The organism is Micromonospora sp. USAFONa4 (genome assembly GCF_057197825.1).
The window spans coordinates 4,332,919-4,353,343 of record NZ_CM170072.1; the positions used below are offsets into that span (position 1 = coordinate 4,332,919).

Genomic DNA, 20,425 nt, shown 5'->3' on the forward strand with positions numbered 1-20,425 from the left:
GAGTGTGCTCCGCGACCGGCCGTCAGCCGTCGATCGTCAGGGGCGGCCCATGCCGCGGTACTCCCAGCCGGCCTGCGTCCACAGTGCCGAGTCCAGGCAGTTGCGGCCGTCGACCACCTTGCGTCCGGCGGCCAGCTCGCCGAGGGCCACCGGGTCGGCGTTGCGGAAGTCGGCCCACTCGGTGAGTACGCAGACCAGGTCCGCCCCGGTCACGGCCTCGTTGATGCCGGGCTCGTAGACCAGCTCGGGTGCCACGGCGCGCGCCCGCTCCATGCCCTGCGGGTCGTAGACGTGCACGTCGGCGCCCGCCTTGCGCAGCAGCGAGGCGACGGAGAGCGCCGGCGCGTCGCGTACGTCGTCGGTGTTGGGCTTGAAGGTCGCGCCGAGCACGGCCACGCGCGTGCCGGAGAGATCCGGTCCGGCGGGCCCGGAGCGGCGGCCGAGCAGCTCGGCGGCGAGCTGGACCACCCGGGTCCGGCGGCGCAGGTTGATCAGGTCGACCTCGTGCAGGAAGCGCAGCGCCTCCCCGGCGCCCAGCTCCTGGGCGCGGGCCTGGAACGCGCGGATGTCCTTGGGCAGGCAGGCGCCACCGAAGCCGAGCCCGGCCTGGAGGAACCGGTTGCCGATGCGCGGGTCGAAGCCGATGGCCCGGGCGAGGTGGGTGACGTCGCCGCCGGAGGCCTCGCAGACCTCGGCCATCGCGTTGATGAAGGAGATCTTGGTGGCGAGGAAGGCGTTCGCGGCGACCTTGACCAGCTCGGCGGTGGCGAAGTCGGTGACCACCAGGGGCACCTCGCGGTCCTCGGTGGCGGCCAGGTCGAAGACGCCCTTGTGGGCGGCGTAGAGCATGCCGTTGGCCCACTCGCTCTTGACGCCGACGACGATCCGGTTGGGCCGCAGCACGTCGTCGACGGCGAAGCCCTCCTGGAGGAACTCCGGGCTCCACGCCACCTCGACGCCCAGGTCGGCGGGGGTGTGCTTGCTGACCAGCTGCTCCACCCACTCGGCGGTGCCGACCGGCACTGTCGACTTGCCGACGATCAGCGCCTTGCGGGTCAGGTGCTGGGCCAGGCTGGTGACCGACGCCTCGACGTACGACAGGTCGGCGCCCATCCCGTCGGCGCGCTGCGGGGTGCCGACGCAGATGAAGTGCACGTCACCGAATTCGGCGACCTCGGCGATGTCCGTGCTGAACCGCAGCCGCCCGGCCGCCAGGTTGCGCTTGAGCAGCTCGTCGAGGCCGGGCTCGTGGATCGGCACCTCGCCGGCGTTGAGCATGGCGATCTTGTCTGCGTCGACGTCGAAGCCGAGGACCTCGTAGCCGAGTTCCGCGTAGCAGATGGCGTAGGTCGCGCCGAGATAGCCGGTGCCCAGGAAGGTCACCCGCGGTCGCTGCGCGCCGGAGGGGGGCGTCACCGCGGCGATGGCGGGCATCGGCTGGGTGTTGGGGTACGGGATCGTCACGCCTGTCTTCTCCGCTCGCGCTGGCGTCGCGTCGTCGCGTCGCGTTCTGCTGCGGCGCCTGGGCGGGCACCGGAGGGACTCTAACGTCTGCCTGTTCCTTCGTCGCCGGGCGGCGTCGGCGCTCCGCCACGTCCAAGGCTACGCGGCGGTAACATGACCCCGAACCGGGTCGCTATCCTTCAGTCTGCGCCGTCGGCGGTCAGGAGACGCTACAGACTGCGCATGATAGCGGTGAAGGGGAGGGGCCGACATGGCCGCAGAGCAGTCGTTCGACGTCTACCGGTTGCCCGAGGAACACGAGGCGATCCGGGAGGCGGTCCGTGAGGTCTGTGCGGCCAAGGTGGCGCCGCACGCCGCCGAGGCGGACGAGACCGGCGAGTTCCCGAAGGCGTCCTACGACGCGCTGCGGGCCGCCGACTTCCACGCACCGCACGTCCCCGTCGAATACGGCGGCGCGGGCGCGGACGCCCTGGCCACGGCCATCGTGATCGAGGAGGTGGCGCGGGCCTGCGCCTCGTCCTCGCTGATCCCGGCGGTCAACAAGCTCGGCACGATGCCGCTGCTGCTGGCCGGTTCCGAGGAGCTCAAGCGGCGCTACCTGACCCCGGTGGCGGCGGGCGAGGCGATGTTCTCGTACTGCCTCTCCGAGCCGGAGGCCGGCAGCGACGCGGCGTCGATGACCACCCGCGCGGTGCGTGACGGCGATCACTGGGTGCTCAACGGCGTGAAGCGCTGGATCACCAACGCCGGGGTGTCGGAGTTCTACACCGTCTTCGCGGTCACCGACCCGTCGGCCCGGTCCCGGGGCATCTCCGCCTTCGTGGTCGAGAAGTCCGACGCCGGGGTCAGCTTCGGCGCCCCGGAGAAGAAGCTCGGCGTCAAGGGCTCGCCGACCCGCGAGGTCTACCTGGACAACGTCCGGATCCCCGCGGACCGCATGATCGGCGCCGAGGGCACCGGCTTCGGCACCGCGATGAAGACCCTGGACCACACCCGGGTCACCATCGCCGCGCAGGCCATCGGCATCGCCCAGGGCGCGCTCGACTACGCCAAGGGGTACGTCCAGGAGCGCAAGCAGTTCGGCAAGGCGGTCGTCGAGTTCCAGGGCGTCCAGTTCATGCTCGCCGACATGGGCATGAAGCTGGAGGCGGCCCGGCAGTTGACGTACGCCGCGGCCGGCAAGTCCGAGCGGGGCGACGCCGACCTGACCTACTTCGGCGCGGCGGCCAAGTGCTTCGCCTCGGACGCGGCCATGGAGATCACCACCGACGCCGTGCAGCTGCTCGGGGGCTACGGCTACACCCGGGACTACCCGGTCGAGCGGATGATGCGGGACGCCAAGATCACGCAGATCTACGAGGGCACCAACCAGGTGCAGCGCATCGTGATGGCCCGCCAGCTCCTGAAGGGCTGAGCCGGTCGGCGGGCGGGCCGGTCGTCCGGCCCGCCCGCATCCTCACCCGGCTCCCGGCCGGGGCGTCACCGGATCTCGGTCGTCGTGTCCTCTTCCGGCCGGTTGCCGGTGCGCGGCGGCGCCGACCACGGCGACCCACCGCCGGTGCGGCGCGGCAGCGGCTCCGTCGGCGTCGAATCCGGGTAACCCAGGCTCGGCGGGGCGGTGTCCCGGTCGGTCGGCTCGGCCGGCGGCCAGTCGGTCAGCGTGAAGTCGTTGCGCTCCGGCCCCTCGGCGGGCGCCGGCGTCGGCTCGACCGCCGGTCGGGGCCACCGCCGCCAGCGCTGCCCGCTGAAGGTGGCCACGACCAGCAGCAGGCCGATCAGGAAAAGCGTGCCGTTCTCCACCGGCAGGTGCAGCGGCAGGGGGTCGCCGAAGACCTTCCAGCCGTCCGGGATGCGGTCCCGCACCTCGAAGGGCGCGACGAACATCGCCACGTACGGGGTGGCGAGCAGCAGCCCGGCCACGAGCGGGCCGAGCGGTGACGTGCGCAGCGTGCCGAGCAGGCCGAGCAGGACCCCGCCGACGGCGAGGTAGACGGCGGGCTCGATGAGATTGGCCGAGTTCGACGTGCCGATCTCGACCCAACGGTCGACGGTGCCCGCCGACCCGTCCTGCCCGAGGGTGACCAGCACCCACGTGACGGGCGCCACCACCAACCCCGCGAGGAAGCTCCAGAGATGTCGCATCCGCGCACCGTACCGTTTCCGACATGACCGAGCACCCCTCCACCGCGCCGGCCGGCAAGCCGACCTCCTACTCCCGGGTCACCCTGAGCCGGATCATGACCGCGGTCGACGTCAACCTCTACGGCACCGTGCACGGCGGGGTGCTGATGAAGTTCATCGACGACGTGGCGGGGGCCGCGGCGGCCCGGCACAGCGGCGGCACGGCGGTCACCGCGGCCATCGACGAGATCGTCTTCACCGAGGCGGTCCGGGTCGGTGACCTGCTGCACGCGCACGCCCAGGTGAACTGGACGGGGCAGACCTCGATGGAGGTCGGCGTCCGGGTGGTGGCCGAGCGGTGGGACTCGGCCGAGGACGAGCCGGTGCGGGTGGCCACGGCGTACCTGGTCTTCGTGGGCGTCGACCTCGGCGGCGCGCCGCGGGCGGTCCGGCCGGTGCTGCCGGAGGGCCCGGAGGACGAGCGCCGGTTCCGGGAGGCGGAGATCCGCCGCGCCCACCGGCTGGCCCGCCGTCGCGCCATCCAGGCCCACCGCGCCGGCTGACCGGGTGTCAGGAAGGGCACCTTTCTCTACCAGAAACGCCAGGGAAGGTGCCCTTCCTGACGCGGCACACACAGCAGGGCGGTGGGGCATGTGGGTCCGGCACGTGCGCCGACGGAGGTCGGGTACGGAGAATGGCGCTCTGAGGTAGGGCAAGATGGCGCCACGGCCCATTTCACAGTGTCGTGCGGGGCCAGGGGAGGGTGGAGCAGTGGGTGACGTGCTGTGGACGCCGCCGGCGGACGTACGCGAGCGGTCCCGGATCGGAAGCTACCTGCGCTGGCTGCGCGAGCACCGGGGGCTGGACTTCGCCGACTACGACGAGCTGTGGCGCTGGTCGGTCACGGACCTGGACGCGTTCTGGCGGTCGGTCTGGGACCACTTCGAGGTGGTCGCGCACACCCCGCCGACCGCCACGCTGAGCGGCCGGGGGATGCCCGGGACCAGGTGGTTCCCCGGCGCCACCCTCAACTACGCCGAGAACGTGCTGCGGATGCCGGGCCTGGCCGACGACGATCCGGTGGTCATCGCGCACGGCCAGACCCGGGCGCCGGTCACCCTCACCGCCGCCGAGCTGCGCGAGCAGGTCCGCCGGGTGGCCGCCGGGCTGCGCCGGCTCGGCGTCACCGCCGGCGACCGGGTCGCCGCCTATGCGCCCAACATCCCCGAGACGTACGTGCTGCTGCTCGCCACCAGCAGCCTGGGCGCGATCTTCTCCTCCTGCGCGCCGGAGTTCGGCACCCGCAGCGTCACCGACCGGTGGCAGCAGATCGAGCCGAAGGTCCTCGTCGCGGTGGACGGCTACCGCTACGGCGACAAGCCGGTCGACCGGCGCGGCGAGGTGGCCGCGATCCGGGCCGCCCTGCCGTCGGTGAAGCACACCGTCGGCATCGCCTACCTCGACCCGGCAGGGGATCCGGCCACCGCGCCGTCCGGCGACGTTCCGGACCGGCCGGCGGGCGCGTTCGAGGGCGCGCTGGCCTGGTCGGAGCTGGCCGCCGACACCGACGAGCCGCTGACCTTCACGCCGGTCCCCTTCGACCACCCGCTCTACGTGCTCTACTCCTCCGGCACCACGGGGCTGCCGAAGCCGATCGTGCACGGCCACGGCGGCATCCTGCTGGAGCACCTGAAGATGCTCGCCCTGCACCACGACCTGGGCCCGGCGGACCGGTTCTTCTGGTTCACCACCACCGGCTGGATGATGTGGAACTTCCTGGTCTCCGGGCCGGCGGTGGGTGCGGCGATCGTGCTCTTCGACGGCAACCCGGGCCACCCCGACCTGGGCGCCCTGTGGCGGCTGGCCGGGGAGACCCGCACCACGTACTTCGGCACGTCCGCGCCGTTCCTGCTGGCCTGCCGCAAGGCCGGTCTCGTACCGAAGGAGACCGCCGACCTCTCCGCGCTGCGCGGGGTCGGCTCGACCGGCGCGCCGCTGCCCGCCGAGGGCTTCACCTGGGTGTACGAGACGGTCGGCGACGACCTCCAACTCCAGTCACTCTCCGGCGGCACGGACGTCTGCACCGGCTTCGTCGGCGGGGTGCCGCTGCTCCCCGTGCACGCCGGTGAGATCACCTGCCGGGCGCTCGGCGCCAAGGTGGAGGCCCGTTCGGCCGACGGCACGCCGGTCGTCGGCGAACTGGGCGAGCTGGTGATCACCGAGCCGATGCCGAGCATGCCGGTCGGCTTCTGGAACGACGCGGACGGCACCCGCTACCGCGAGGCGTACTTCGACCTCTACCCGGGCGTCTGGCGGCACGGCGACTGGATCACCATCAACGACCGGGGCGGCTGCGTGATCACGGGCCGCTCCGACGCCACCCTCAACAGGGGCGGCGTGCGGCTCGGCACCGCCGAGTTCTACTCGGTGGTCGAGGGGCTCGACGAGGTCGTCGACTCGGTGGTCGTGCACCTGGAGGACGACGAGGGCGGGGCTGGCGAGCTGCTGCTGTTCGTGGTGCTCGCCGAGGGCCTGGAGCTGGACGACGCGATGCGGAAGAAGATCTGCCGCGAGCTGCGTACGGCCCTGTCGCCCCGGCACGTCCCGGACGAGATCCACCAGGTACGGGCCGTGCCGCGCACCCTGTCGGCGAAGAAGCTGGAGGTGCCGGTGAAGAAGATCCTCACGGGCACCCCGGTGGACTCGGCGGCGGCCAGGGGCGCCCTGGCCAACCCGGAGTCCCTCACGGCCTTCGCCACTCTCGCCCAGACCCGCACCCCCCGCCCCTGACCCTCCCACCCCACCCCCACCCCGCCGGCGCGGGGCGGGGGTGGGGGTCAGGGGAGGGGGCGGGTTACCCGTTCCGTGGTGGTGCGGGTGGGGAGGGCGGACGGGTCCAGGTTGGCGCAGAGGACCGTGGTGGCGTCGGCGGTCAGCGGGGCGAGCAGCCAGTCGACCGGATCGGGATACCTCCCCGTGTCGATCAGGACCCGGTCGCCGGACGCGATGCGCAGTTCCGTGGCGCGGGCGGTCGCGCGGCCCAGCAGCGCCGCCTCGCTCGGGCCGCCGGGGGCGTACGGGCTGAAGTGGTCGCCGTGGGCGCGTACCTCCGACACGTAGTCGGCGAAGCCGGGCGGCACCTGACGCATCGGCAGGGCGAACGGGTCGAGGGCGAGGACGTACCGCTCGCCCGCCGACCAGGCGTCGGCCTCGGCCACCCGGGTCGCGGCGGTGAAGAGCACGTCCACGTCGCCCGGCGTGTCGGCGACGGTCAGCCCCGCCGACCAGCAGCCGAGCAGCACCGCGGCGGTCTGCCAGTGCGGGGGCAGCGACACGCCGGCGACGTCGCCGGGGCCCACGGCCACCTCGTCGACGAGCAGGTTGGCCGTCTTGGCCACCCAGTTCGCCAGCGTGGCCCCGGAGAGCTCGGTCCGTTCGCCCGTGGCGTCGTCGTACCAGGTCAGCAGCGGTCGGGTCGGGTCGGTCGCGATCGCGTCGGCGAAGACCCGGGCAATGTTGTCGGCCATCGGCGCGAATGATACGCCCCCGGCGGCCGTACTCGATGACAGCGAGAAGTCGGCGTACCGTCGGGTCGCAGTCAGCGTCCGCGCCGGGCTCCGGCGTAGGCTTGCCGGAGTGTTGTTCCCCACAGTTCCGTCAGTTCAAGGAGTCGCCCCGTGACCGCCGGCCGCCCGCCCCGCGTGCTCATCGACGCCACGAGTGTCCCCGTCGACCGTGGTGGTGTCGGTCGATACGTCGACGGCCTGCTCGGCGCCCTCGGCAAGGTGTGCGGATCGGGGGTGGAGTTGGCCGTCGTCTGCCTGCGCACCGACCTGGAGCGCTACACCCGGATGCTGCCCGGTGCGGAGATCGTCCCGGCCCCGGCGGCCGTCGCGCACCGCCCCGCCCGGCTCGCCTGGGAGCAGACCGGCCTGCCGCTGCTCGCCCAGCAGGTGGGCGCGCAGGTGCTCCACTCGCCCTTCTACACCTGTCCGCTGCGCGCCGGCTGCCCCGTCACGGTGACCGTGCACGACGCGACGTTCTTCACCGAGCCGGAGCACTACGACAAGTCGCGGCGCACCTTCTTCCGCAGCGCGATCAAGACGTCGCTGCGCCGCGCCAACCGGGTGATCGTGCCGAGCAAGGCCACCCGGGACGAGCTGATCCGGCTGCTCGACGCGGACCCCACCCGGATCGACGTGGCCTACCACGGCGTCGACCACGCGGCCTTCCACGCGCCCAGCGACGAGGAGAAGGCCCGGGTCCGGGCCCGGCTGGGGCTCGGCGGCACCAACTACGTGGCCTTCCTCGGGGCCAAGGAGCCCCGCAAGAACGTGCCGAACCTGATCCGCGGCTGGGCCCGCACGGTGGCCGAGCGGGCGGATCCGCCGGCCCTGGTGATCGCCGGCGGCCAGGGGCACGACGACGACATCGACCGTGCGGTGGCGGAGGTCCCGTCGCACCTGCGGCTGCTCCGCCCCGGCTATCTCCGCTACGCGGACCTGCCCGGCTTCCTCGGCGGGGCGCTGGTGGCCGCCTACCCGTCCTACGGGGAGGGTTTCGGCCTGCCGATCCTGGAGGCGATGGCGTGCGCCGCCCCGGTGCTCACCACGCCCCGGCTGTCGCTGCCGGAGGTGGGCGGCGACGCGGTCGCGTACACCAGCGAGGCGCCCGACCAGATCGCCACGGACCTGGCCGCGCTGCTCGACGACGAGCAGCGGCGGTTGTCCCTGGCGAAGGCCGGTTTCGACCGGGCCAAGGAGTTCACCTGGGAGTCCAGCGCCGAGGTGCACATCGCCGCCTGGAGCCGGGCGCGGGCCTGACCGCCGTGGCCGGCAGCGCGAGAAGGCGTCCCCGGTCAGGCGAATCGGGCATGATGTGCGGGTGATCTACGCCGTGATCCCGGCGGGTGGCAGTGGCACGCGATTGTGGCCACTGTCCCGCGCCGGCCATCCCAAGTTCCTCCACCCGCTGACCGGCTCCGCCGCCTCGCTGCTCCAGGCGACGGTGGACCGGCTGGGTCCGCTGACCACCGCCGAACGCACCCTGGTGGTCACCGGGACCGCGCACGTGACGGCGGTGGCGCGTCAGCTCGCCGGGCTGCCGGAGGAGAACATCCTGGTCGAGCCCTCGCCCCGGGACTCGTGCGCGGCGATCGCCCTGGCCGCCGCGGTCATCGCGCGGCGCGACCCGGAGGCGGTGATGGGTTCCTTCGCCGCGGACCACCTGATCGGTGACCCGGAGCGCTGGCGGGAGGTCGTCCGGGAGGCGGTACGCGGCGCCGAGCAGGGCCTGCTGATGACGGTGGGCATCACCCCGACCCGGGCCGAGACCGGCTACGGCTACCTCGAGACCGGCGACCCGGTCGACGGTGGCCCGCTGCGGCCGGTGGCCGAGTTCAAGGAGAAGCCGAGCGCGGAGGTGGCCGAGGCGTACCTCCGCTCCGGGCGGCACCTCTGGAACGCCAGCATGTTCGTCTGGCGGGTCGACGTGTTCCTCGCCGAGCTGGCCCGCCAGCAGCCCGCCCTGCACGCCGGGATCGTGGCGATCGCCGAGGCGTGGGGCACCGAGGAGCAGGACGACGTGCTCGGCACGGTCTGGCCGACGCTGCCGAAGATCTCCGTCGACTACGCGGTGATGGAGGGCGCGGCGACCGCCGGCCGGGTGGCGACCGTGCCGGGCGACTTCGGCTGGAACGACGTCGGCGACTTCCACACCCTGGGCGAGGTGCTGCCCGCCGACGCGGACGGCAACGTGGTGCTCGGTGCCGACGCCAAGCCGGGGGTGATGCTGCGGGACAGCGCCGGACTGGTGGTGGTGCCCCACTCCGGGCGGCTGGTGGCCGCCGTCGGCGTGCGCGACCTGGTCATCGTCGACACCCCGGACGCGCTGCTGGTCTGCCCCCGCGACCGGGCGCAGGACGTGAAGAAGGTCGTCGACGAGCTCAAGGAACGGGGCGAAGAGGGGCTCGTCTGAGCGTCGCCAGGGCCGGGGCGACCAGGTGCGCCGTCCCGCCGGCCAGCGGCTCCGGCAGCCGGTCCGGCGGGAACCAGCCCAGCGCCTCGGACTCCTCGCTGACCCGCTCGACGGCGTCGGCCGGGGCGAGCACGGCGAAGCGTACGTCGTAGTGCAGCGAGCCGCCCTGGCAGCTCACCGGGTGGATGTCGACGTCGATCGGGACGGGGTCGATCCGCAGGCCGGCGATGCCGGACTCCTCGCCGGCCTCGCGCAGGGCGGCGGCGGCGAGGGTCCGGTCGGCCGGCTCGCAGTGGCCGCCGAGCTGCACCCACCGCCGGAACTTGCCGTGCAGGCAGAGCAACACCCGCGACCCGGTGGCGTCGAGCACCAGCGCGCTCGCCGTGACGTGCCCCGGCCGGTGCGCCCGGCTCATCGCCACCGGCCCGGCGGCCAGTAGCGCGACCGTGCGGTCGCGGGCCTCGGCGGCGGCCGGACCGGTCGGCTCCCACCGGCTCAGCGTCGCGACGGCGTCGGCGTGCAGGGCCGCGTACACCTCGGCGTGCCACGCCCCGTCCGTCTCGGCCGGCGCGGCCGCGTGCGGCTCCGCGTCCGACGGTCGGGAGGCGGCGGTGGGGAAGTCGGCCATGTCGACACTGTACGAGCCGGCGCTTCGTACCCTGGCCCGGTGACCCTGCGACTGCTGGAGTTCGTCGTGGCCGGCAACGAGGCCAGCGACCTGTTGCCGGTGCGCTCCGTGCCGCTGCTGCGGGCGCACGGTGCCCGGCGGGGCTTCTGGACCGTGCTGGACGAGGGGCCGGTGGAGCACTGCCTGGCCCTGCTGCTGGAGCTGGACGACGGCCGCTGGGCCGCCCACCACGTGGCCGCCGACGCCGGGGCCGAGAACGGCCGCACGGAGGACGGCGAGGCGCTCGCCCACCACGACGGCTGGGTGTACGTCTTCGGGTCCCACTTCGGGTCGAAGGCGGGGCCGCTGCGCCCGCGACGCGCCTTCGTGGCCCGGTTCCGCGAGGACGACGCGGCGGCGGGCCCCCTGCCGGTGCAGGTGGTCCGCAACCGGTTCCGGCTGCACCGGGCGGTCAACGACGCCCTGCTCAAGGCGGCGTTCACCCCGCTGCCGCCGGGCGAGCGGGTGCGGGCCCGGTTCATCGGGGAGACCGTCGCCCGGGGCACCGCCCGGTCGAAGGGGTGGGTCAGCCGGCTCGTCCCCGACGACCTGCCGCTGAACGTGGAGGCGGCGGCCTTCACGCCGGCTGGCGGGGTTCTGCTCGGACTGCGGTTCCCGGTCACCACCGACGGCGAGCCGATCCTGGTCGAGCTGACCGGTGTGCCGGAGATGTTCGACCCGGCGCCGAGCTGGCCGCGGGCGGCGGGGGCGTACGTCCTGACGGGGGTGACGCCGCCCGGCGCGCTGGCCGGCTTCCGGGCGATCACGCCCACGGACGACGGCGGCTACGCGGCGATCGTCGGGTCGATCGACGCACTGGGCAAGGGTTCGGTGCTGCTCGACGACCATCCGGCCGGCGGCGAGGTCACCTCCCGGCACGTGCGGTTTTCCGCACCGGGCGACGAGCACCTGGTCCCCGGCGAGCTGGTGGCCGACCTGGCGCCGTTCCACCACGTGGAGGGAGTGGCCGAGTGGGACGGGCAGAGCTTCTACGTCACCGACGAGGACCATCGGGTGGCGCTCTGGGTCGCCTGAGCTGTGGTGGACCGGCGGCCGGACGACACCTCCGCGGAACAGGCCCGCAGACCCTCGTGGTGCCGCCCGGTCGCCGGTCTCTCCCCGCCCCCGGGTGCCCGTTTCCAGGCGCGTCGGGTGACGTGCCCGCCCCCGTGTACGGGCAGTGAGAGCATGCCGAACGGCCCCCGGAGGCGTCGAGGTCTTTCAGTCCACGCTTAAAGACGGAGATAAGTGCCGGCCAGGTACAGTGCAAACGGTTGCCAGGCATCCCCTCTGCCGGGCGACGCGGGAGCCGTCCATGCTGAAGATCTACTTTTCCGCCGAGGACATCCTCCGGACCCGGGTGGCTCCGGCGGCGGATCCGGTGTGGGAGCTCGTTCTCAGCCTGCACCTGCTGCCCGGCCGTGGCCGGGATCCGCTGCTGGCGGGCTGGCGGCGTAGCGTCACGCAGGGGCTGCGCGAGCTCAGTGACTCGGCGGGGCTGCGCCTCCTGCTGACGCTCAACCCGCCCCGCGGCTACTTCCCCGACTTCCTCACCCCGTACGAGAGCGTGTCGGGGTTCGACGCCGGCATGGAGGCGGTCCGCAGCACCCCCACGGCCCTGCTGCACCGTGACCTGGCGCTGCTCGCCGCCAACAGTGCCCTGCCCGTCGGCGCCGGGGCGCTGGCCCGGGGGGAGCCGGACATCCTGCGCGGTCTGACCGGCGCGATGGAGCGCTACCGGGGCCTGGCGATCGACCCGTACTGGACCCGGATCCAGGCCGCGGTGGAGGCCGACCGGGCCCGGCGGGCCCGCGCCCTGCTCGACGGCGGGGTGGAGGGGCTGCTGGCCAGCATGCGGCCCGCCATGCGCTGGGAGGACGGTGTCCTGGAGATCCGCGACTACCCGCACAGCCGGGAGCTGCACCTGGGCGGGCGCGGCCTGCTGCTGGTGCCGTCGTTCTTCTGCGCGGCCACGCCGGTCGCCCTGCTCGATCCGGCGCTGCCCCCGGTCCTCGTCTATCCGGTGGACCGGCTCGGCGGCCTGCTGCCGGCCCCCGGCGAGGGCGGCGGTCCCGGTGCGTCGGATCCGGGGCGGGAGGCGCTGGCCGCGCTGCTCGGCCGGACCCGGGCCGCCGTGCTGGCGGCCAGCGACGACGGCTGCACCACCGGCGAGGTGGCCCGCCGGCTCAACATCTCGGCCGCCGCCGCGAGCCAGCACACCACCGTGCTGCGCAACGCCGGCCTGCTGGTCAGCCAGCGCGACCGCAACACCGTCCTGCACACCCTGACCCCGTTGGGGCGGGCGATGCTCAACTCCTGAGCGCGCCCGGTGCCGTCAGCCGGCTCCCGGGCGGGGGCGGCTGGTGAACTCCGCCGGGGCGCCGTCAGAGGGCGAGCGCGGCGCTGGCGGTGGTGCCCGGGGGCGGGGGGAGCAGCAGGGAGGCGACACCCTCGGCCGCCAGGGCGGCGCGGAGGCGTTGCAGGTCGGCGCCGAAGCGGACCAGGTCGACCGGGCCGGCCGGGGTGGCCGGGGAACCGAGCACCAGCGTCGTCGCCTCCGCCGGCCAGCCGGGCACCCGGGAGGTCAGCCCGGCGCGGTCCTCCTCGTCGGAGACCAGGCTGAAGACCGTCCCGGGCGCGACCACGCCCGCGACGGTGCCGATCGCCCGGCGTACGGCCTCCGGGTCGGGCGGGCTCGGGTTGGGGCCGTCCGGCAGGGTGGCGGCGGCGGCCAGCCCGGCGGCCCTCGCCTCGGCGGTGCCCAGCGAGAAGAGGTCCATCGACGCGTCGCGGACCAGCGCCGACGCGCCGACGCCGTCGTCGGGCCGGGGCGCGGTGAGGTAGCCGCGCACCACCGCCACGGGCATCTGGTCACACTTGCCCTTGATCAGCTCGCCCGCGCCGGCCAGCTCGTCCACCACCGCCATCTGGGTGAGCTGGAGCTCGTTGCCGTACGGGTCGACCTCGCCCCGGTGGTCGCGGATCGCGTCCATCCCGGCGACGCCGAGCGCCACGTCGGTGAGCCCGTTGCGCCAGGGCCGGCCCATCGTGTCGCTGACGATCACCGCGACGTCCACGCCGTGGCGCTCGCGCAGGGCGGCGCGCAGCGCCCGGGCGGAGGCGTCCGGGTCCTCGGGGAGCAGCACCAGCCGGGTCTTGTCGACGTTCGAGGCGTCGATGCCGGCCGACGCCATCACGAAGCCGTGGTGGGTCTGCACGATCCGGGTCGCGCCCCGGGTGGCCACCACCCGCGCCGTCTCGGCGGCGAGCACCTCGTCCCGCGCGGCGAGCCGCTCGGGCCCGTCCGCCGGGACGTCGACGAGGCGCCCCTCCGCCTTCGAGACGATCTTGCTGGTCACCACCAGCACGTCGCCGTCGCGCAACCAGGGCGCGGCGGTGGCGATCAGGGCCGCCAGGTCGTCGCCCTCGGACACGTGGCCGATGCCCGGCACCGGCAGGATCTCAAGCCTCACGTCAGCTCCAGCGCGGCGCGGACCATGGCCGCCGTCGCCGCCTCGTCGGTCATCCGCAGCGGTGCCGCGCGGACCGTCACCTCCGGCACCACCGTGCCGGCGTCCTCCTCGGCGACCAGCCAGCCGTCGAGCAGCCCGCCGGCCGACCGGCCGCCGTAGAGCCGGCCCACGCCGGCCGCGCTGCACTCCACCCCGAGCACCGCCAGGCAGCGGTCGGCCATGCCGCGCACCGGCGCGCCGCCGATGATCGGCGACACGCCGACCACGGGCGCGGGGCCGTCGGAGACCGCCTCGCGCAGCCCGGGCACGGCCAGGATCGGGGCGACGCTCACCACCGGGTTGCTCGGCGCGATCAGCACCACGTCGGCCCCGGCGACGGCCTCCAGCACGCCGGGCGCCGGCCGGGCGGCCTCCGCGCCGACGAAGACGAACCGGTGGGTGGGGACGTCACCGCGGTGGCGTACCCACCACTCCTGGAAGTGGATCGCCCGCTGGCCGCCGTCGAGGTCCACCACCACGTGCGTCTCCAGCCGGTCGTCGGTCGCCGGCAGCACGCGTACGCCGGGCTGCCAGCGGGCGGCGAGCGCCTCGGTGGCGGCGTGCAGCGGGTAGCCGGCGTTGACCATCGTGGTCCGCACCAGGTGGGTGGCGATGTCCTTGTCGCCGAGCCCGAACCAGCTCGGCTCGGCGCCGTACGCGGCCAGTTCCTGCTTGACCGTCCAGCTCTCGCCGACGCGCCCCCAGCCCCGCTCCGGGTCCGCGCCGCCACCCAGCGTGTACATCACGCTGTCCAGGTCGGGGCAGACCTTGAGCCCGTGCAGGAGCAGATCGTCGCCGACGTTGACCACGGCGGTCACCTCGGCGCCGACCTCGCGGGCGTACGCCCGCACGCCGACCAGGAAGCGAGCACCTCCGATGCCGCCCGTCAGAACCACGATGCGCATGTCGCCCATCCTCGCGTACGGGCCGCCTCCGGTCCGCGTGTGGGCCGGGAGACTAGGCTCACGTCGGCAACTGTCCGCATTCGCCCCGAGGGGGATCCCGTGACCAGCCCCGCCGAGCCCGCGTCCACCGACGCGACGCAGGCCAGCCAACTGACCAAGCCGCTGCGTGAACTCGCCGCGTTCGTGCTCCTCGGCGCGAACGCCGTGTTCCTCTTCGTCGGCCTGATCCGGCTGGTGACGCCCACCGAGTACAGCACGATCGGCGGTCGGGCGGGCAGCGCCTTCTTCGCCTTCGTCGGCGTGGAGTCGGTGTTCCTGCCGCTGCTGGCCGTGCTGCTTGCCACGCACGTGAAGCCCCCGGTGCCGAAGGCGAAGCTGATCACCCAGGTCGCCCTGGGCGAGTACGCCGTCAGCGCGCTGTTCGGCGGGCTGACCTTCCTCTTCTGGACGGTCGACCGGCTGGCCGAGGGCGAGATCCTCGACGCCTTCCTGGGCCTGCTGAGCCGCGTGGCCTGGCTGGCGCTGTTCGCCGTCGCCGCGTACGTCGTGTTCAAGGTCTGGCGCACCCTCTACTACGTGCCGAAGCCGAAGCCGCAGCCCGGCGTGTACGGCCAGCCGCAGCCCGGCTGGCCCCAGCAGCAGGGCGGCTACCCCGGCCCGGGCCAGCAGGTCCCCGGTCAGCAGGCCCCGGGTCAGCAGGTTCCCGGCCAGCAGGGCGGCTGGCAGGCGCCGGGCCCCTACGGCGCCCCGTACGGTCAGCAGCCCGCGCCGTACGCCGGCGGCCCGCAGCCGGGCTCGCCGTTCGCACCGGCCCCGCAGTCGGCGCCCCCGGCCCCGCAGTCCGCGCCCCCGTTCGGCCAGCCGCAGAGCGCCCCGCCGTTCGGCCAGCCGCCCTCGGCCGACCCCACCCAGGCGATCCCGCGCCAGCCCGTCGAGCCGGCGGAACCCACCCAGGCGATCCCGCGTCCCGCAGCCGACGAGACCGACCGGACCCAGCGCATCAACCCCGGCGAGAGCCCGGACGCCCCGCGCTGACCGCGACCCCGCCCCACCCGAGCGCCCCGCACGGCTTCCGTGCGGGGCGCTCGCCGTCCCACCCCAACTGCCCCGTCCCACCCAACTGTGCGCGGGGAGGGGAGCGGGGGTGGAGTGCGCTGGGTCACCGTGTGCGCCGGGTGGGTGAGGTGGGACGGGGCGGTTGAGCGCCTAGGCTGGGCGGATGGTTGATCGCACCGTGCCCGGCCCGACCGATGCGAGCGTGCGGCGGGCACTGCACCGGGCCGCGAGTGGGCGGGCGCTCGACGTCGACGAGGCCACCGCGCTGCTGGCCGCCCGGGGCGGGGCGCTGGACGAGCTGCTCGACGTGGCGGGCGCCGTGCGCGACGCCGGGCTGCGCGAGGCCGGGCGGCCGGGCGTGGTCACGTACTCGAAGAAGGTTTTCATTCCTCTCACCCGGCTGTGCCGGGACCGGTGCCACTACTGCACCTTCGCGACGGTGCCGCACCGGCTGCCGGCGGCCTTCCTCGACCGGGACGAGGTCCTCGCCATCGCCCGGGCGGGCGCGGCGCAGGGCTGCAAGGAGGCCCTGTTCACGCTCGGCGACCGGCCGGAGGAGCGCTGGCCGGCGGCCCGGCAGTGGCTGGACGAGCGCGGCTACGACTCGACCCTCGACTACCTGCGCGCCTGCGCGGTGGCGGTGCTGGAGGAGACCGGGCTGCTGCCGCACCTGAACCCGGGCGTGCTCTCCTGGTCGGAGTTGCAGCGGCTCAAGCCCGTGGCGCCCAGCATGGGGATGATGCTGGAGACCACGGCGACGCGGCTGTGGTCGGAGCCGGGCGGCCCGCACTTCGGCTCGCCGGACAAGGAACCGGCGGTACGGCTGCGGGTGCTCGACGACGCGGGCCGGGTCGGCGTGCCGTTCACCACCGGCATCCTGATCGGCATCGGCGAGACCCCGGCCGAGCGGGTCGACGCGATCTTCGCGATCCGCCGGGCGCACCGCGAGTACGGCCACCTCCAGGAGGTGATCGTGCAGAACTTCCGCGCGAAGCCGGACACGGCGATGCGCGGGATGCCCGACGCGGAGCTGCACGACCTGGCCGCCACCGTGGCGGTGGTCCGGGTGCTGCTCGGGCCGAAGGCCCGGATCCAGGCCCCGCCGAACCTCATCGCGGGCGAGTACGACCTGCTGCTGCGCGCCGGCATCGACGACTGGGGCGGGGTGTCCCCGTTGACGCCGGACCACGTCAACCCGGAGCGCCCCTGGCCGCAGATCGACGAGCTGGCCCGGCACACGGAGAAGGCCGGCTTCACCCTGCGCGAGCGGCTGACGATCTACCCCGAGTACGTGCGGGCCGGCGACCCGTGGCTGGATCCGCGCCTGCTGCCGCACGTCGGTGCGCTGGCCGACCCGGCGACGGGGCTGGCGGTCGAGGAGGCCCGACCGGTGGGCCGGCCCTGGCAGGAGCCCGACGAGACGTACGGCGGCCGGACCGACCTGCACGCCACGATCGACACCACCGGGCGCACCGGTGACCGGCGCGGCGACTTCGACCACGTCTACGGGGACTGGTCGGAGGTGGCCGGCAAGGTCACCACCGGGGCCGGGGGCGGGACCGACGGCGACCTGCGGGCCGGGCTGCGGCTGGCGGCCGACGACCCGGCCGCCCTGCTGGAGCCCCGGCACGCCGACGCCGCGCTGGCGCTGTTCGCCGCCGACGGGCCGGCGCTGGACGAGCTGTGCCGGCTCGCCGACGACGTCCGCCGGGCGGCGGTCGGCGACGACGTGACGTACGTGGTCAACCGCAACATCAACTTCAGCAACGTCTGCTACGTCGGCTGCCGGTTCTGCGCCTTCGCCCAGCGGGAGCGCGACGCCGACGCGTACCGGCTCTCGGTGGAGCAGGTCGCCGACCGGGCCGAGGAGGCGTGGGCGGCCGGCGCCAGCGAGGTCTGTCTCCAGGGCGGGATCGACCCGAAGCTGCCGGTGACCGTCTACGCCGACCTGGTCCGGGCGATCAAGGCGCGGGTGCCGGGGATGCACGTGCACGCGTTCTCGCCGATGGAGATCGTCACCGCCGCCGCGAAGGCCGGCGTGCCGGTGCGGGAGTGGCTGACCGGGCTGCGCGAGGCCGGCCTGGACACCATCCCGGGCACCGCCGCCGAGATCCTCGACGACGACGTGCGCTGGGTGCTCACCAAGGGCAAACTGCCGGCCGCCGCCTGGGTCGACGTGGTCGGCACGGCCCACGAGCTGGGCATCCGGTCCAGCTCCACCATGATGTACGGCCACGTGGACCACCCCGGACAGTGGCTCGCGCACTTCCGGGTGCTGGCCGGGTTGCAGGACCGTACGGGCGGTTTCACCGAGTTCGTGGCGCTGCCGTTCGTGCACACGAACGCGCCGATCTACCTGGCCGGCATCGCCCGCCCGGGGCCGACGTGGCGCGAGAACCGGGTCGTGCACGCGATGGCCCGGCTGCTGCTGCACGGCCGGATCGACAACATCCAGTGCTCGTGGGTGAAGCTCGGCGACGAGGGCACGGCGGCGATGCTGCGGGGCGGCTGCAACGACCTGGGCGGCACGCTGATGGAGGAGACGATCTCCCGGATGGCCGGCTCCGGCAACGGCTCGGCCCGTACCGAGGAGCAGTTGATCGCCATCGCGACGGCCGCCGGACGACCGGCCCGCAGGCGCACGACCGCGTACGGCAGCCCTCGTCCATAGCGGACGTCGCGCGGCACGCCGCCGGTCCGGCTCGCCAGCCGCGTCCGTACCGCCTGGTGGGACGAACCGTTGTCGATAGGCCGGATTTCTGTCGCAAGTGGAGGGACGGCCGGATCCGTCCGGCACAGCAGCGTGTCGGTGGCCCACCGCGATCCGGGGTACGCGGTCGCGCCGCCGCGCCGCGTCCACATCGTGGGCGAAGCGCCGTCGGCGTTCCCGGCTCGACGGGCGGTCCGCGCCAACTCGGGTTAACCTGTGCCCCACCAAGATCAACCAATCGTGGTGGGTGACTTCCGGGCGTCCTCACCGGCCTTCCCCGTCGGGTCGGCGGGGAGGCGCCACGGGAGAAAACTCGGGCAACTCGCCGGAGAGGGCGTTACTCGGCCGGGGTCTGAATCGATAGGGCAGGTTGCGAGGCCGGGTGGCCGGGTGGCCGTCCGGAGTGTTGTCGGGAGGACGACTCCATTATCAAGTTCGGCTTGACGGCGCACGCATTACACGCGTGTAATTTGAATGGGGTTGTTCGCGCGGAACGCAACAAATCGGGACCGTACGGACAAGCACGCCTTCCGCGTGGGGGGTTGCAGCGGCGATGACGCCGGTGCGCGACAAGGAGGCATCTGATGGACGGCCAGCTTGAGGTGGCCGACCTGCTCGGAAACGCGCCGGAGTGGCAGGAGCGGGCGCTCTGCTCCCAGACCGATCCGGAGGCGTTCTTTCCCGAGAAGGGCGGCTCGACCCGCGAGGCGAAGCGGATCTGCTCGCGCTGCGAGGTGAAGACGGAATGCCTCGAATACGCTCTCGGCCACGACGAGCGGTTCGGGATCTGGGGCGGGCTCTCCGAGCGGGAGCGGCGCAAGCTCAAGCGGCGGGTCGCCTGAGCCTTGCCGGGCCGGGGCGGTGGGGGCCGCCCGGCTCAGGCCAACTCGTCGGGGTCCACCCCGAGCAGATTGGCCACCTGTTCGATGATCACGTCGTGCACGAGATCCGCGAGGTCCTCGCGGTCCATCGCACGGAACTCCAACGGCCGGCGGTAGAGCACGATCCGCGGGGGCACCTCCTGCCGGCCGGGGCGACCCGGCAGCAGCCGGGCGAGCGGCACCTCGCCGTCCTCCAGCACATCGGAGTCGTAGACGTTGAGGTCCGGCGGAACGTCCTCCACAGCGAACTCGACCCCGGCCAGTTCCTTGGCGAACCGCCGTTCGAGGGTCTCGACCGTGTCGAGCACCAGGTCGTCGAAGATCTCCGCCTTCGTACGCGCCAACGGCACCGTCGCCGGCACCAGCCGCCCGCGCAGGCCGCGCCCGTGCCGGTCGCGGTGGGCGCGCCGGCCGGGGCCGGGGCGGCGGTGTTCCGGGCTCGTCATGAGGAAAGGTTAGCGCCCGCACCGACCTGGCCTGCGGCAGCGCCGCTGGCGCGGCGCGGCGCGGTCGGCATCCGCGGGGTGGCGCTCGCCCGCCCGGCGGCCGGCCGGCGCGCAACCGGCCGAATTGTGATCACCGTGACGGGCGTGTCGCAACGCGAAGCAGTGCGCCGGACCCGGTAATGGAGATACCCTGCCGCCGTGAGGTCACCACGGCGCTGCTCCCGTAACGGCTGCCCCCGGCAAGCGGTCGCCACGCTGACCTATGTCTACAACGAGTCGACAGCGGTGGTCGGCCCCCTGGCGGCGTTCGCCGAGCCGCACACGTACGACCTCTGTGAACCGCACGCCCGGAGCCTGACGGCGCCGCGCGGCTGGGACGTGGTCCGGCACGAGGGCGAGTTCGAGCCCCCGCCGCCCACCACCGACGATCTGGTCGCCCTCGCCGAGGCCGTCCGCGAGGCCGCCCGCCCGGTGGCTCCGCGCCCGCCCGAGGACGACCAGACCGTCAACTCGACCCCCCAGACGGGCCGCCGGGGTCACCTCCGCGTCATCCCCCCGAACCACTGATCCACCGCCTCCGCGGCGCTCGGCGCCCAACTCCGCCTCGGCGCGTCCCGGCCGCAGCCGGTGGTCGCGGCGGGAGTCACGGGCGCCGGAAAGAAAGTCCGCGCGGGCGCGGGGGCTTGC

Annotated in this window: 18 protein-coding genes; 11 read left to right on the plus strand and 7 right to left on the minus strand. The window is 73.9% G+C overall.

Going from position 1 to position 20,425, the window contains the following annotated elements; all coding sequences use genetic code 11:
- Positions 1-36 precede the first annotated feature (36 nt).
- Positions 37-1,464 (minus strand): UDP-glucose dehydrogenase family protein, encoded by a 1,428-nt coding sequence (locus AC0OO9_RS19280; RefSeq protein ID WP_416611196.1) that lies wholly within the window; start codon positions 1,462-1,464, stop codon positions 37-39.
- Between the two features lie 250 nt (positions 1,465-1,714).
- Here AC0OO9_RS19280 and AC0OO9_RS19285 point away from each other — a divergent pair, with 250 nt between their 5' ends.
- On the plus strand, positions 1,715-2,878 hold the full coding sequence (locus AC0OO9_RS19285; protein ID WP_484511403.1) for an acyl-CoA dehydrogenase family protein: 1,164 nt from the start codon (positions 1,715-1,717) through the stop codon (positions 2,876-2,878).
- Between the two features lie 65 nt (positions 2,879-2,943).
- Here AC0OO9_RS19285 and AC0OO9_RS19290 read toward each other — a convergent pair whose 3' ends face one another.
- Entirely contained in the window at positions 2,944-3,606 is a 663-nt protein-coding gene (locus tag AC0OO9_RS19290) for a hypothetical protein (protein ID WP_484511404.1), read from the minus strand.
- Positions 3,607-3,629: 23 nt separating this feature from the next.
- Between AC0OO9_RS19290 and AC0OO9_RS19295 the strand changes: the two genes are divergently transcribed.
- Complete coding sequence (locus tag AC0OO9_RS19295; protein ID WP_132233514.1) at positions 3,630-4,148, plus strand: acyl-CoA thioesterase; 519 nt, start codon at positions 3,630-3,632, stop codon at positions 4,146-4,148.
- 208 nt (positions 4,149-4,356) lie between these two features.
- Entirely contained in the window at positions 4,357-6,375 is a 2,019-nt protein-coding gene (locus tag AC0OO9_RS19300) for an acetoacetate--CoA ligase (RefSeq protein WP_484511405.1), read from the plus strand.
- Positions 6,376-6,422: 47 nt separating this feature from the next.
- Here the strand turns inward: AC0OO9_RS19300 and AC0OO9_RS19305 are convergent, their stop codons facing one another.
- A complete protein-coding gene (locus AC0OO9_RS19305) occupies positions 6,423-7,112 on the minus strand; it encodes a TIGR03089 family protein (RefSeq protein WP_484511406.1) in 690 nt (229 codons plus the stop codon).
- A 150-nt stretch (positions 7,113-7,262) separates the two neighbouring features.
- On the opposite strand from AC0OO9_RS19305, the gene AC0OO9_RS19310 reads away from it, so the two are divergent.
- Both AC0OO9_RS19310 and AC0OO9_RS19315 read left to right on the plus strand, forming a co-directional pair.
- Complete coding sequence (locus AC0OO9_RS19310; RefSeq protein WP_484511407.1) at positions 7,263-8,408, plus strand: glycosyltransferase family 4 protein; 1,146 nt, start codon at positions 7,263-7,265, stop codon at positions 8,406-8,408.
- A 61-nt stretch (positions 8,409-8,469) separates the two neighbouring features.
- Positions 8,470-9,561, plus strand: coding sequence for a mannose-1-phosphate guanylyltransferase (locus AC0OO9_RS19315; RefSeq protein ID WP_484511408.1), 1,092 nt, complete (start codon positions 8,470-8,472; stop codon positions 9,559-9,561).
- Here the strand turns inward: AC0OO9_RS19315 and AC0OO9_RS19320 are convergent.
- A complete protein-coding gene (locus tag AC0OO9_RS19320; RefSeq protein WP_484511409.1) occupies positions 9,530-10,189 on the minus strand; it encodes an NUDIX hydrolase in 660 nt (219 codons plus the stop codon). The two genes, AC0OO9_RS19315 and AC0OO9_RS19320, sit on opposite strands and share 32 nt — an antisense overlap.
- Positions 10,190-10,228: 39 nt before the next feature.
- On the opposite strand from AC0OO9_RS19320, the gene AC0OO9_RS19325 reads away from it, so the two are divergent.
- Complete coding sequence (locus AC0OO9_RS19325; RefSeq protein ID WP_484511410.1) at positions 10,229-11,263, plus strand: hypothetical protein; 1,035 nt, start codon at positions 10,229-10,231, stop codon at positions 11,261-11,263.
- A gap of 280 nt (positions 11,264-11,543) precedes the next feature.
- Positions 11,544-12,548, plus strand: coding sequence for an ArsR/SmtB family transcription factor (locus AC0OO9_RS19330; RefSeq protein ID WP_484511411.1), 1,005 nt, complete (start codon positions 11,544-11,546; stop codon positions 12,546-12,548).
- Between the two features lie 64 nt (positions 12,549-12,612).
- Here the strand turns inward: AC0OO9_RS19330 and AC0OO9_RS19335 are convergent, their stop codons facing one another.
- Together AC0OO9_RS19335 and cofD are read right to left on the minus strand one after the other, a co-directional pair.
- Entirely contained in the window at positions 12,613-13,701 is a 1,089-nt protein-coding gene (locus tag AC0OO9_RS19335) for a coenzyme F420-0:L-glutamate ligase (RefSeq protein ID WP_484511412.1), read from the minus strand.
- Entirely contained in the window at positions 13,698-14,645 is a 948-nt protein-coding gene (gene cofD / locus AC0OO9_RS19340; protein WP_484511413.1) for a 2-phospho-L-lactate transferase, read from the minus strand. The genes AC0OO9_RS19335 and cofD overlap by 4 nt, the downstream gene beginning before the upstream one ends.
- Before the next feature lie 99 nt (positions 14,646-14,744).
- Between cofD and AC0OO9_RS19345 the strand changes: the two genes are divergently transcribed.
- The 3 genes from AC0OO9_RS19345 (at position 14,745) to AC0OO9_RS19355 (ending at position 19,253) form a co-directional block, all read left to right on the plus strand.
- Positions 14,745-15,680 (plus strand): ABC-2 transporter permease, encoded by a 936-nt coding sequence (locus AC0OO9_RS19345; protein WP_484511414.1) that lies wholly within the window; start codon positions 14,745-14,747, stop codon positions 15,678-15,680.
- Between the two features lie 184 nt (positions 15,681-15,864).
- Entirely contained in the window at positions 15,865-18,372 is a 2,508-nt protein-coding gene (locus AC0OO9_RS19350) for a bifunctional FO biosynthesis protein CofGH (protein ID WP_484511415.1), read from the plus strand.
- 623 nt (positions 18,373-18,995) lie between these two features.
- Complete coding sequence (locus tag AC0OO9_RS19355) at positions 18,996-19,253, plus strand: WhiB family transcriptional regulator (protein ID WP_088980572.1); 258 nt, start codon at positions 18,996-18,998, stop codon at positions 19,251-19,253.
- Between the two features lie 35 nt (positions 19,254-19,288).
- Here the strand turns inward: AC0OO9_RS19355 and AC0OO9_RS19360 are convergent, their stop codons facing one another.
- Positions 19,289-19,738 carry a metallopeptidase family protein gene (locus AC0OO9_RS19360; protein ID WP_089001916.1) on the minus strand — a complete coding sequence of 150 codons (450 nt, stop codon included), beginning with the start codon at positions 19,736-19,738 and terminating at the stop codon, positions 19,289-19,291.
- A gap of 198 nt (positions 19,739-19,936) precedes the next feature.
- Between AC0OO9_RS19360 and AC0OO9_RS19365 the strand changes: the two genes are divergently transcribed.
- Complete coding sequence (locus AC0OO9_RS19365) at positions 19,937-20,305, plus strand: DUF3499 domain-containing protein (protein ID WP_132233538.1); 369 nt, start codon at positions 19,937-19,939, stop codon at positions 20,303-20,305.
- Positions 20,306-20,425 lie beyond the last annotated feature (120 nt).